Below are 13,495 nucleotides of genomic sequence, written 5' to 3' on the forward strand. Positions count from 1 at the left end.
TATGTTTCGGCGCGCGCCCCGGGTGGGGGCCACACTCTCCTTCGTCGTCGTTGTTCTGGCACTGGCGGCCTGCGCGCCCGAGCCCGATCGAACGCCGACGCCCTCGCCGGATGTGAGCACTCCGGCTGCGGCGACACCCACGCCCAGCATCGCGCCGTCTGTGGCGTTCGAGGGCGACTGCGCTCGCGTTCTCACCCCCGAGGAGCTCGAGGCCACTGCGGGGGCCGGACTGACGCTCTTCGACGACTCTTCGTCCTTGCTCTCGACCCCCCCGGCGCTCTCGGCGAATCTTGGCGGAGTGATGTGCAGCTGGTACACCGACAGTGGCAACTACGTGGGTGTGAGCGTGCTCGACTCGGCCGTGGTTTCGAGGGAATTAGTGGGTCGGTACAGCACCATGCAGTGTGGCGGTACGACCGGCTCGTGCGAGATGGGCCGCGTCGTCGGCGGCGCATGGATAGGCGTGAGCCTGGTACCCATGCTCGACGATCCCTGGCGGGAGATGTCGGACGAGGAGGCTTTGCGCGAAACCGATCGCCTCGAGGCGGTCATCCAAACTGTGGCGGCGAAGGCGACTCCGAGCATGGCTGTCGCCAGGGCGCGTGACGCCGAGTGGTGGAGCATTCCGGACTGCGAGGATGTGCGCGGGGTGGTCGAGACCGCAGTGGGCGAGCCCATGACTGCCGGATTCCCCGGCGATTCGGTGCCGGCCGGCCTTGCATGGGAGATCCTCGTTGACGCGGGAGCGGCGGAATGGTGCTCCTCGTACCGCACGACTGCGTACTCGTCGACCATCGCCGAGGTCTACCCCCAGCCGGGCGCGGGAGCGCCGAGCGAGCGGACACTGCAGGGTCAGGATGTGCAGGAGGTTGAGGTCGAGGGCGCCGATGCCGCCTGGATGCAGGTGGATCCCCAGCATCCCAGCGATGTGGCGCTCGCCGCCGTCTCAGGGCCGAATCGCCTCACCATCCGGTTCGCAACGGGCGGCGACCCCGCGCGAGTGCTCGAACTCGCCCCCCGGCTGCTCGCTGAGCTCGGCTGAATGTCCACCACGCCCCCGCACCTAGACTGAATCCTCGTGGTCACCCGTCTGTCGCACTTCTTCCTCCGCACGCTCCGTGAAGACCCCGCCGATGCCGAAGTCACGAGCCATCGCCTCCTCGTGCGTGCCGGCTACATCCGCCGCAGCGCGCCGGGCATCTTCGCGTGGCTCCCGCTGGGCCTGAGGGTCAAGGCCAAGATCGAGGCGATCATCCGCGAGGAGATGGCCGCCGTCGGCGCCTACGAGGTGCACTTCCCGGCGCTCCTGCCGCGCGAACCGTACGAGGCGTCGGGACGCTGGGAGTCGTACGGCGACGGCATCTTCCGGCTGCAGGACCGTAAGGGTGCGGACTACCTGCTCGCCCCCACGCACGAGGAGATGTTCACGCTCCTGGTGAAGGACCTGTACTCGTCCTACAAAGACCTGCCGCTGACGCTGTACCAGATCCAGGACAAGTACCGCGATGAGGCGCGCCCCCGCGCGGGACTCCTCCGCGGACGCGAGTTCACGATGAAGGACGCGTACTCGTTCGACTACACCGACGAGGGCCAGGATGCGTCGTACCAGGCCCAGCGCGATGCCTACGAGCGCATCTTCCAGCGACTGGGGCTCGAGTACGTCATCGTCAACGCCGACAACGGTCTCATGGGAGGCGCGCGCAGCGAGGAGTTCCTGCATCCCACCGCCGTCGGGGAAGACACGTTCGTCCGCTCCGCCGGCGGTTACGCCGCCAACGTCGAGGCGTTCACGACCCTCGTGCCCGAGCCGATCCCGTTCGACGGGCTGCCCGAACCGGTGATCTTCGACTCGCCGAACACCCCCACGATCCAGACGCTCGTCGACCACTCCAACGCGGTCCTCGACCCTCCGGCCGCCGGCGGGGAGTGGACCGCCGCGCACACCCTGAAGAACGTCGTCCTGGCGCTGAAGCACCTGGACGGCACGCGCGAACTCGTCGTCGTGGGCCTGCCGGGCGATCGCGACGTCGATGACAAGCGCGTCGAGGTGGCCTTCGCGCCAGCCGAGGTCGAGCAGGCCACCGAGGCGGACTTCGAGCGGAACCCCTTCCTGGTGAAGGGCTACATCGGCCCGTGGTCGCCCACGGGGCCGGTGCTGGGCGAGGAATCCGCCACCGGCATCCGCTACCTGCTCGACCCGCGCGTCGTCGACGGCACCAGCTGGATCACGGGCGCGAACATCGACCAGAAGCACGTGCACTCGCTCGTCGCCGGCCGCGACTTCACCGCGGACGGATTCATCGAGGTCGCAACCGTCCGCGCCGGCGATCCCGCCCCTGACGGCTCCGGGCCCGTGGAACTGGCGCGCGGCATGGAGATCGGTCACGTCTTCCAGCTCGGCCGGTTCTTCGCCGAGACGCTGGGACTGAAGGTGCTCGACGAGAACGGCAAGCTCGTCACGGTCACGATGGGTTCGTACGGCATCGGCGTGACCCGCATCCTCGCGATCATCGCCGAACTCAACAACGACGAGAAGGGCCTCATCTGGCCCGCATCGGTCGCGCCGTTCGACGTGCATGTCGTCGCGACGGGCCGGGATGCGGCGGCCTTCGAGCTCGCCGAGACTCTCAGCGCCGACCTGGAAGCGGCGGGGCTCGACGTGCTCTTCGACGACCGGCCGAAGGTGTCACCCGGCGTGAAGTTCGGCGACGCCGAGCTGGTCGGCGTCCCGCGCATCGTCATCGTCGGCCGCGGTGCCGCCGCGGGCGAGGTGGAGCTGTGGGATCGCCGCACCGGCGAGCGCGAGGTCGTCCCCGCCGCCGACGCCGTCGCTCGTCTCACGGCCTGACACGCACACGCGACGAACGCGGGTCCCGTCCATCACGGACGGGACCCGCGTTCGGTTAACCCGGGTCAGGACCGGGTCACCGCGGGCCTCCGCCGGATGCGCGCCGCCGCGAGAACACCGCCGACGGCGACCAGAAGCGCCCCCACCGCGGCCGCGGCAAGCGCCAGGGCACCGTCGCCGCCGGTGGATGCGAGGTCACCGGCGGACGCGCGGTCACCGGCGGACGCGCGGTCACCGGCGGACGCGCGGTCACCCGTGGCCGGAGCGGTGATCGGCGCGGCGGAAGCGGGCGGCCCCGGCGCCGTCGGTGACGCCCCGGGTACGGCGGCCGCAGCGATCGCGAACGACACCGGCACCGGATCGGACGAGCGCTCGCCGAGGGACTGCGCCAACACCAGGGCATGCTGACCGGGGCTGAGGCCTGCGGTCACCTCGATCTCCCAGGTGCCGTCGCCCGCCACCGTCGTCGTCGCCCCGCCCAGGTCGGCAGCGGCTGCCATGGCGACGCCGGGGGCGTCCTGAGCCGGTGCAAGACGCACCTCGGCGCCGGGGAAGCCGACGCCGGCGAGCCGGACGGACGCGACGTCGGCCGCGAGGGTCCCCGCGGGCGCCGTGGTGACCGCGAACCCGCTGAGGTCGGCGCGCTCCGTCAGCCACTCGTCCGCCGTCGTGGGGCGGTCGATGATCCGGGTCTCACCGATGCAGCCGTGCCACCCGTTGCGGGCTGCGTCATCGACCCAGTCCGCGCCGAGGATCCACGCCATCCCGTCCTGGTGGGCCATCCCCACGGTGTCGGTGGCGTTGCGCAGCACCGGCGCCCCGTCCACGTACATCGTGGTCGTCCGAGCCTCCGGGTCGTTGACGACGGCGACGTGCGCCCACGAGTCCACCATGATCTCGCCCGACCAGTTCGTCCTGTCGCTCAGCGGCGTGGCCGACGCGTCGCTGGTGGCGGCGGGGATGCTGGTGAACTGGAACTCGCGCAGGTTCGAGATGCCCACCGCCGTGGGGGAGGCGGTGAAGTCCCACTGCGACCACGGCACACCGGGCACCTCCGACCGGTTTCCCGTGCGGGTGACGAACTTCGACCACGCGTTGGCGGCGGCATCCCAGTCGGCATCCATCTTCACGAAGGTCTCGATCGTGTAGCCGCGGGTGAGGTCGGCGTCGTTGATCGGTGCGTCGGGGGCCGTCGTGAGGTAGTTGAATCGCGAGCCCGAGGAGTTGTCGAAGCACGCCGCGGCGCCGTCGGAGGAGAACCCGTGGACGTCGTCGGTCTCGATGGTGACGTCCTCCCACACGGCGCCGACGGCTCCGGTGGCGGCCGGGTCGGCCCGGGTCAGGTCGTTGTCGCCGGCGATGTCCTCCACCACGGTGTCGGCATCCACGACGCCCTCGAGCCCGTTGAACCGCCAGTGCGCGAGGGTGCCTTCCGCCTGGGCGAAGTCGAGTTCGTTCCCCGGCTGTTCGGTCGTGACCGGGTCGGGGCCGTCGAAGCCCTCGAGCAGCAATTCGCGCGCGGTGGTCAGGAGGGGCGGCTCATCGGGAGTGCCCGCGGCGAACGTCGGGTCGAACCCCGCGAACCGCTCGGCGAAGTCGATGTCGATGGTGTACTGCTGGTGCGGACCCTCCAGGAGGGGCTGGTCGTAGGCGGTGAGGACCTCCCGCGGCTTGGACACGACCCACGGCGAAGCGGTCAGGAGCCCGATTCGGTTGTTCGTGAGGTCGAACTCGAAGAGGCCGAGGTAGCCGTTTCCGCCCTCGTAGGCCATCTGATAGTCCATGAGCACCTGGGTGACCTCGTGGCCGAAGTCGTTCGTCTTGGTAAGGCGCGTCGCCCCGTGGAAGTGGCCGTTGAGCGTCAGAAAGACCTGATCGTTGCCCCGGATGAGCCGATCCCACATCCGCTGGCTCTCCTCGGTCTCCAGCGGCGTCGACTGGTCGGTCGCGACGTTCACCAGGGCGTGGGTGGTGAGGATGACCGGCACCGCCGGGTGCGCATCGATCACGCCCTGCGCCCACGCGAGCGTCGCGTCCGAGGCCCGCCACGCCACCGCGAGGACCAGGAACTGCTGACCCTCCGCCTCGAACAGGTGGTACTGGCTCATGCCGGTGGCATCCGACCCCTGGTACGTGCTCCGGGCCGCACGGCGGTCGGGGCCGAACCACCGCAGGAACGGCTCGTGGGCCGGGTCGAGCTGCGTGTCCTCCACGCCCTCGTCGAGCACGTCGTGGTTGCCGGGCAGGATCGAGTACGACAGCGGAGACTGGTCGAGCGTGCGCATCGCCCGGTCGGCGGCCTCCCACTCAGCTGCCGTGCCCGCCCGGTCGACGACGTCGCCGAGGTGCGCGGCGAAAGGGATCCGCAGCTGCGCTGAGTGCTCCGCCAGCCACTCCGTCTGCACCGCGAACGGGTCCGTGCCGTATCGAGGAACGAACTGGTCGGACGAATAACGCGAATAGAACTGGGTGTCGGGCAGTACCGCGAGGGTGAACCGCGACGCGAGGTCCTCATCGGGTGGCGCGGTGCCCGCCGACGCGGCCGGGCCCGCGGAAAGGACGGCAGCGGCCGCGATGGCGGCGGCCACCCATCCGCCGACCGCACGGCGGTACCGACGAGGGGCGAGGGGAGAGCGTGGGGGCACGCGGCAACTCCTGTTCTGGCGAGTGCGCGCCCGGTGCGCGCACTCGACCGAGAGTGGAGCGGCCGGGTGTCCGCCGCGTGTCGCCGAGGCGACGCCCGGGTGTCCACGTGAGCAAACGTCACCGCTGCGCACCTCCGCCGACCCGATGGCGGGCTGACACCGGGGTCCGGACGGGCCGCGACCGGCGATGTGGGCTGACCAGCGGCGGGCGCCCGGCAGGGTGCCCGATTATCATGGGGCGGATGCCCACCACTCGGCGCCTGTCCGCGCGCTGGAGCGCTCTGCCCGCTCTCCTCGGACGCGCCCCCGCTCGCGTCCTGCTCGTGGTCGGCATCGCCCTCGTGGCGCTCGGCGTACTCATCGTGACGCGACCGCTCACCTCGCTCGTGCTGCTGGGGATCTATGTCGCCCTGAGCGCGATCGCGACAGGGCTGGTCGAGCTGTTCTCCCGCCATCGCTCGCCCCGGTGGTGGACGCGGCCGTTCGCCCTCGCCTGGATCGCGGGGGGTGTGCTCGTGCTGATCTGGCTCGGGCGGAGCCTGGATCTGCTGCCGTCGGTGCTCGCGGTCTTCCTCATCGTGGGCGGACTGGCGTCGGTGGGGGATGCGGTGGCACGTGGCCGCGCGAGTCAGCGGGTGCTGGCCGCCGCCTCCGGCGCCGCCCAGATCGCCTTCGGGGTGCTCTCGCTCACCTGGCCCGATGTGACCGTGCTGGTCGTCGCGCTCGTCTTCGGCGTGCGCACGGTGGCCTTCGGGGTGACCTTGATCGTCCGGGCCGTACGCGGCATACGCGCGGCCGGTCGTGAACGGCGCCCGGAGCCGGTCGTCCCGCCGGATCGCCGTCGCGTGCGTCGCGCGGAAGCGTGGGCCGCGGCGGGCCGGTATGCGCTGGCTGTCCTTCTCGTCGCCTCGGCGACCGGGGGGTGGTGGCTCGACGACTGGCTCGCCGAGGGTGCACCGGTCGTCGACGCCTTCTACGACCCGCCCGACCGGCTCCCGCCCGGGCACGGACGACTCATCCGCTGGGACGACTATCTCGGGCGGGCGCCGCAGGGCGGGGAAGTCAGCCGCATCCTGTACACGACGCGCGACGCGGTCAGCCGGCCGGCGGTGGCCAGCGGCCTCGTGATCGTGCCGAACGATCCGCCGCCGGGTCCGCGCCCCGTCATCGTGTGGAACCACGGCACGACGGGGGTCGCGCAGGGATGCGCGCCGAGTCTGCGCGATGCGTCGGCCACGCGCTGGTCCATCCCCGCGCTGGAGGAGGCGCTCGCCGCCGGCTGGGTGGTCGTCGCCTCGGACTACTCCGGACAGGGCGCACCCGGCGCCTTCCCCTACCTGATCGGCAAGGGGGAGGGGAGATCGTCCCTGGATGCCGTGCTGGCAGCCGGTGAGCTGCCCGATCTCACCCTCTCTCCCGACACCGTGGTGTGGGGCCATTCGCAAGGCGGGCACGCGGCGCTGTGGACCACCCAGCTGGCCCCGGAGTACACCCCCGGTGTCGATGTGCTGGGAACCGCCGCGATCGCGCCGGTGGCGGATCCCGCGGCGCTGGCGGACGAGCTGCTGCGGTCGGACGCGAACGCGATCCTGTCGGTGCTCATCTCCTGGGTCCTGGTGCCCTACGCCGAGACGTATGCCGATGTGCACCTGGATGATTACGTCGCCGCCGGCGCGCGCGCCATCGTGCGCGAGATGACGCAGCGGTGCCCCACCGAGCCCGGCGTGGTCGTCTCCGTGCTGGCTGCCCTCGGCGTGTCCGAGGACCGGCCGCTGTACACCGCGGACCTCACCGCCGGGGCCCTCGGACGGCGCCTGGCGGAGAACGCCGTCACCGGGCCCACCGGCTCGCCCATCCTCGTCGCGTGGGGCCAGGAGGATGAGGTCATCCCGACCAGCCTCCAGGAGCGCTACGTGAGCGGGCTGTGCGAGCAGGGTCAGCAGGTGCGCTGGCGCGCCTACCGCGACTACACCCACCTTCGCCCGATCCTTCCTGGGTCGCGGTTCCTCCCGGTCCTCTTCCAGTGGACCGAGGGACTCTTCGAGCGCTCTCCGCAACTGCTGGATGACTGCGGCCGGAGGTGAGCGGCACAGCGCTCTCGCAGGCGCCGGGCGACTGCATCCGGTAACGTTGTGGGGTTGTCGGCGCGTTCTCGCACCGACGAGAGCTGAATAACGGAGGGCCCCACGGTGGACATCGATCTTGGACTGCTGAAGACGATCGAGCGTGAGAAGGAGATCCCCTTCGACGAGCTTGCGCGCATCATCGAACAGGCCATCCTCACCGCGTACGGCAAGCACACCTCGCCCACCGGAGCCGTGCCCGAGGGCGCCAGGGCGGAAGTGGACCGCAAGACCGGCCACGTCGGGGTCTTCACCCCGGTCATCGACGAAGAGGGCGCCGTCATCGGCGAGGAGGAGCAGACCCCCGAGGACTTCGGCCGGATCGCCGCGTTCGCTGCCAAGCAGGTCATCAGCCAGCGTCTGCGCGATATCGCCGACGACGCCGTGCTGGGTGAGTTCCGCGGCAAGGAGGGCGACATCGTCGCCGGCGTCGTCCAGCAGGGCCCGAACCCGCGCATGGTGCACGTCGACCTCGGAACCGTCGAGGCGATCCTGCCCCCCGAGGAGCAGGTGCCGGGGGAGACCTACGCGCACGGCTCGCGGCTGCGCGTGTACGTCACCTCAGTCTCGCGCGGGACGAAGGGACCGTCGATCACGGTCTCACGCACGCACCCGGGCCTGGTGCGCAAGCTCTTCGCGCTCGAGGTGCCCGAGATCGCCTCCGGCCTGGTCGAGATCGTCGCCCTGGCGCGGGAGGCGGGGCATCGTACGAAGCTGGCCGTCAAGGCCAACGACCCGACCATCAACGCCAAGGGTGCGTGCATCGGCGAACTGGGTCGCCGCGTCCGTGCGGTCACCGAGGAGCTCGGTGGGGAGAAGATCGACATCGTCGACTACGACCCCGAACTCGCGCCGTTCGTCGCCAACGCGCTGTCGCCGGCGAAGGTGACGTCCAGCTTCGTCCTGGACCCCGCCACGAAGGCCGTCCGTGCGCTCGTGCCCGACTATCAGCTGTCCCTCGCCATCGGCAAGGAGGGCCAGAACGCGCGACTCGCCGCCAAGCTGACCGGCGCGAAGATCGATATTCAGCCCGACAGCATCCTCGAGGACTGACGGATCGAGGCCACAGGCCCGAGGTGTAGAATGGATCAGGTACGAACGTGCGTCGGTTGTCGCACGCGCGCACCCCGGTCCACGCTCCTTCGGGTCGTGGCCGTCGATTCGGTCCTCGTTCGCGACGACCGGGCGGCGATGCCGGGGCGGGGCGCGTGGGTGCATCAGACGGATGCGTGCGTGGATAACGCCTTGCGGCGCCGCGCCTTCGTCCGCGCATTACGTGTGTCGGGCCCTCTCGACACGCAGACCTTCGAAATGACCCTCCAGCGAAACGGCTGAACGGCTATGGACACAAAGTGAACGGCTCGAAATGAGACCCGTCCGCACGTAACGGTCTGCCCTGTCCGGGGTAGGCCCCCGACAGGAGAATTGTGGCAAAACCACGCGTACACGAAATTGCTTCCGAGCTCGGCGTCGACAGTAAAGTCGCCCTCGCGAAGCTGAAGGAGCTCGGCGAATTCGTCAAGAGCCCTTCATCCACCATCGAGCCCCCGGTGGCCCGCAAGCTCCGGGCCGCGCTCTCGGCGGACGGCGTCGCGCCGGCTGCCGCTGCCGCACCCGGTGGCCCGGCGCGCTCCGCGGGCAAGCCCGGGCCGTCCCGCCCGGCCGCACCCGCGCGCCCCTCGGCACCCGTTCCCAGCGCACCGGCACCGGCAGCGCCCGCTGCGGCGACGCCCGCTCCGGCAGCCCCTGCTCCGGCAGCCCCCGCGGCTCCGGCCGCGCCCGCCACACCGGCGGCATCCGCACCCGCAGCTCCGACGCCGGAGTCGGCTGCGCCCGCTCCCGCCGCTGCACCCTCTGGTGGACCCCGGCCCGGTCCGGCGGCACCTCAGCCGCCGCGTCCCGGCGGCGCTCCGCGTCCGGGTAACAACCCGTTCTCGTCGGCGCAGGGCATGGGCCAGCGTCCCACCGGTCCGCGTCCGGGTAACAACCCCTTCTCCTCTCAGCAGGGCATGGGCCAGCGCCCGTCGCCCGGCAACATCCCGCGTCCGCAGGCTCCGCGTCCCGGCGCGCCTCGTCCCGGTGCTCCGCGCCCCGGTGGTGCGGGTCGTCCCGGTGGCGCCGGCCGTCCCGGCGCTCCCTTCCAGCAGCGTCCCGGCGGTCCCGGTCGTCCGGGCGGCGCCGGTGGCGGTGCAGGCGGCGGTTTCGCTGGTCGTCCCGCCGGCGGTGGCGGATTCGCCGGTCGTCCCGGTGGCGGCGGTGGCCGCGGCCGTGGTCCCGGCGGTGGTACCGCTGGTGCGTTCGGTAAGGGCGGCGGCAAGTCCAAGCAGCGCAAGTCGCGTCGGGCGAAGCGGCAAGAGTTCGAGATGCGGTCGGCGCCTGTCGTCGGCGGCGTCAACGTCACCAAGGGCAACGGCGAGATCATCCGCATGCGCCGTGGCGCATCGATCTCGGACTTCGCCGACAAGATCGAGGCGCTGACCGGCTACACGGTTCAGCCCGGCACGCTCGTCACCATCCTGTTCAACCTGGGTGAGATGGCCACAGCCACCGAGTCGCTGGATGAGGCCACCTTCGAGGTGCTCGGCGGGGAGCTGGGTTACCACATCCAGATGGTCTCGCCCGAGGACGAGGACAAGGAGCTCCTGGAGGGCTTCGGTCTCGACCTCGCCGCAGAACTCGAGGCCGAGAGCGAAGACGACCTCGAGATCCGCCCGCCGGTCGTGACCGTCATGGGTCACGTCGACCACGGTAAGACCCGACTGCTCGACGCCATCCGCCAGACCAACGTGGTCGCGGGCGAGGCCGGCGGCATCACGCAGCACATCGGTGCGTACCAGGTCTGGACCGAGCACGAAGGCATCGAGCGCGCGATCACCTTCATCGACACACCGGGTCACGAGGCGTTCACCGCCATGCGTGCCCGTGGTGCGCAGGTGACCGACCTCGCGATCCTGGTCGTCGCGGCCGACGACGGCATCATGCCGCAGACGGTCGAGGCTCTCAACCACGCCCAGGCGGCGAACGTTCCGATCGTGGTCGCGGTGAACAAGATCGACAAGGACGACGCGAACCCCGCCAAGGTGCGCCAGCAGCTGACCGAATACGGTCTCGTCGCCGAGGAGTACGGCGGCGACGTGATGTTCGTCGACGTGTCGGCGCGTAACAACATCGGTATCCAGGAACTTCTGGATGCGGTGCTGCTGACCGCCGACGCCGGACTCGACCTCACGGCCAACCCGAACAAGGCAGCCCGTGGAGTGGCGATCGAAGCGAAGCTCGACAAGGGTCGCGGTTCGGTGGCGACGGTGCTCATCCAGTCCGGAACGCTGCACGTCGGCGATGCGATCGTCGCCGGCACGGCCTATGGCCGCGTCCGTGCGATGACCGACGAGAACGGCGATGCCGTGCTCGAAGCCGCCCCGTCGCGCCCCGTGCAGGTGCAGGGTCTGAACTCGGTGCCGCGTGCCGGCGACACGTTCATCGTGACCGAGGAAGACCGCCTGGCCCGTCAGATCGCTGAGAAGCGTGAGGCCGCCGAGCGCAACGCCGCTCTGGCCAAGGCGCGCAAGCGCATCTCGCTCGAGGACTTCACCCGCGCTCTCGAAGAGGGCAAGGTCGAATCTCTCAACCTCATCATCAAGGGCGACGTGTCCGGTGCCGTCGAGGCGCTGGAGGAGTCGCTCCTCAAGATCGAGGTCGACGACAGCGTGCAGCTGCGGATCATCCACCGCGGCGTCGGTGCGATCACGGAGTCGGACATCAACCTCGCCACGATCGATAACGCGATCGTGATCGGGTTCAACGTCCGCCCCGACACGAAGGCGCGCGAGCGTGCCGCCCGCGAGGGTGTGGACGTCCGGTTCTACTCGGTCATCTACAACGCGATCGACGACGTCGAGCAGTCGCTCAAGGGCCTGCTCAAGCCGGAGTTCGAAGAGGTGCAGTCGGGTGTCGCCGAGATCCGCGAGGTGTTCCGCTCCTCGAAGTTCGGCAACATCGCCGGTGTCATCGTGCGGTCGGGAACGATCACGCGAAACGCCAAGGCGCGTGTCATCCGCGACGGTGTCGTGATCGCCGATGGCCTGGCCATCGAGTCGCTGCGCCGGTTCAAGGACGACGTCACCGAGGTGCGCACGGACTTCGAGGCCGGCATCGGACTCGGTAGGTTCAACGACATCCAGATCGGTGACGAGATCGAGACGACCGAAATGATCGAGAAGCCGCGAGGCTGATTCCAGAGAGGCCCCGGGCTGCGGCTCGGGGCCTCTTCGGTTTCCGACCGGGCCGGGTTCGGCCACTGCTCCGGAGTTGAGGATCGGATGTCCCGCCTCCGCGAGAGAGGGGCCCCTACCCCGATCGCTCCGGCGGAACATCCGAGTCCTCGCCGGGCGCAGAAATCACCCACAGCGAACGTGGCACGAAACACCATCACGGTGCGAGAGAGAGTAGAAGACATGGCATCCGAACGACAGGCACGAGTCGCCGACCGCATCCGCGTGGTGCTCGCCGAGCGGCTCGAGAAGGGGCTGCGCGACCCGCGCCTCGGCTTCGTCACCATCACCGACGTCAAGGTGACGGGCGACCTCCAGCACGCCTCCGTGTTCTACACCGTGATGGGCGATGAGGCGTTGCGCGCCGACACGGCCGCAGCCCTGAAGTCCGCGACGGGGATGCTGCGCTCCGAGGTGGGCAAGCATCTCAACACCCGGCTGACGCCCTCGCTGGAGTTCTTCCTCGACGCCATCCCCGAGAACGCCGACCACATCGCTGCCCTCCTCCGCGAGGCCCGCGAGCGGGACGAGGCCGTCGCGGCCCTGGCTGCCAGCGGCAACTACGCCGGGGACGCCGACCCGTACGTCAAGCCCAAGGATCAGGCGTCAGACCCGGACGAGGCGGATGAGGACGACGAGTCCGATGACGACGCCGAGGCGGACGACACCGGCGCGGGCGACGAAGCGGCGGCGGTCGACGACCACCGCTGACCGGAGGGCCGGGGCTTCCCGGTCGTCACCGGGGGAGGCGCAGGAGGTCTTCTGAGGCCTCCGCGAGCCCGTCCGCGATGAGCGAGTCGATCGCCCGGTCGCGCTGCTGCGCGTCGGGCCACTCCCTGAGCACGTTGTCGAGGCGGAGCGGCGACGGCGCCGCATCCCGCAGCGACTTGAGCACCGCGCCGCGCGCGTGTCGGTCGCTGCCCTCGTAGCGGGCCTGCCGGCGCCGTCGATCTTCGGAAGGCGGGTAGCCGGCTGCGCGCCACGCGCAGGCCGGCGCGATCGGGCAGGCATCGCAGCGCGGAGACCGTGCCGTGCAGATCGTGGCTCCGAGCTCCATCGCCGCTGCGTTGACGACCGCCGATTCGGCGACGTCGTCGGGCAGCAGCCCGCTCATGCGGGCGAGGTCCCGGCGCGAGGGCGGGCCGGGCTGAGCGCGGCCGTCCAGAGCCCGCGCGAGCACGCGGCGCGTGTTGGTGTCGACGACCGGATGCCGGTCGCCATAGGCGAAGACCGCCACGGCCCGCGCGGTGTAGTCCCCGATGCCCGAAAGAGCCAGGAGCGTGTCGACGTCGCGGGGCACGATCCCGTCGTGGCGGTCGCGGATCTCCACCGCCGCTCGGTGCAACCACAGCGCGCGGCGGGGATACCCCAGGTTCGCCCACTGGCGCACCGCCTCGGCCGGCGGGTCCTCGGCAAGTGCGCTGGGCGTCGGCCATCGTGTCAGCCAGGCGTCCAGCTGCGGGATGACGCGGGCCACGGGTGTCTGCTGCAGCATGAACTCGCTCACCAACGTGCCCCACGGTCCGAATCCCGGCCGTCGCCACGGCAGGTCACGCGCCGCGCCCGCGTACCAACGGGCGAGCGGGGCGGTGAGATCCTGCACCCGAT

9 protein-coding genes are annotated in these 13,495 nt (G+C 70.5%); 7 read left to right on the top strand and 2 right to left on the bottom strand.

What is annotated here, in order from left to right; translation table 11 throughout:
• Position 1: 1 nt before the first annotated feature.
• Positions 2-1,042: a DUF3558 domain-containing protein gene (locus AC2DFQ_RS00830; protein ID WP_484532643.1), complete on the top strand. Its 1,041-nt coding sequence runs from the start codon at positions 2-4 to the stop codon at positions 1,040-1,042.
• 36 nt (positions 1,043-1,078) lie between these two features.
• Positions 1,079-2,848: a proline--tRNA ligase gene (locus tag AC2DFQ_RS00835; RefSeq protein ID WP_484509725.1), complete on the top strand. Its 1,770-nt coding sequence runs from the start codon at positions 1,079-1,081 to the stop codon at positions 2,846-2,848.
• A 65-nt stretch (positions 2,849-2,913) separates the two neighbouring features.
• On the opposite strand, the gene AC2DFQ_RS00840 is transcribed toward AC2DFQ_RS00835, so the two are convergent.
• Positions 2,914-5,493 carry a hypothetical protein gene (locus AC2DFQ_RS00840; RefSeq protein ID WP_484532644.1) on the bottom strand — a complete coding sequence of 860 codons (2,580 nt, stop codon included), beginning with the start codon at positions 5,491-5,493 and terminating at the stop codon, positions 2,914-2,916.
• Positions 5,494-5,735: 242 nt separating this feature from the next.
• Between AC2DFQ_RS00840 and AC2DFQ_RS00845 the strand changes: the two genes are divergently transcribed.
• The 5 genes from AC2DFQ_RS00845 (at position 5,736) to rbfA (ending at position 12,598) form a co-directional block, all read left to right on the top strand.
• Complete coding sequence (locus tag AC2DFQ_RS00845) at positions 5,736-7,577, top strand: lipase family protein (protein WP_484532645.1); 1,842 nt, start codon at positions 5,736-5,738, stop codon at positions 7,575-7,577.
• Positions 7,578-7,682: 105 nt separating this feature from the next.
• On the top strand, positions 7,683-8,669 hold the full coding sequence (gene nusA / locus AC2DFQ_RS00850) for a transcription termination factor NusA (RefSeq protein ID WP_484509722.1): 987 nt from the start codon (positions 7,683-7,685) through the stop codon (positions 8,667-8,669).
• Positions 8,670-8,699: 30 nt separating this feature from the next.
• Entirely contained in the window at positions 8,700-8,951 is a 252-nt protein-coding gene (locus AC2DFQ_RS00855; protein WP_484509721.1) for a YlxR family protein, read from the top strand.
• A 92-nt stretch (positions 8,952-9,043) separates the two neighbouring features.
• Complete coding sequence (gene infB, locus AC2DFQ_RS00860) at positions 9,044-11,848, top strand: translation initiation factor IF-2 (protein ID WP_484532646.1); 2,805 nt, start codon at positions 9,044-9,046, stop codon at positions 11,846-11,848.
• Between the two features lie 222 nt (positions 11,849-12,070).
• Entirely contained in the window at positions 12,071-12,598 is a 528-nt protein-coding gene (gene rbfA / locus AC2DFQ_RS00865; protein ID WP_484532647.1) for a 30S ribosome-binding factor RbfA, read from the top strand.
• A gap of 25 nt (positions 12,599-12,623) precedes the next feature.
• Here the strand turns inward: rbfA and AC2DFQ_RS00870 are convergent, their stop codons facing one another.
• Complete coding sequence (locus AC2DFQ_RS00870) at positions 12,624-13,490, bottom strand: HhH-GPD family protein (protein WP_484532648.1); 867 nt, start codon at positions 13,488-13,490, stop codon at positions 12,624-12,626.
• Between the last annotated feature and the right edge of the window lie 5 nt (positions 13,491-13,495).

Source organism: Microbacterium sp. Z11_20 (assembly GCF_057197605.1).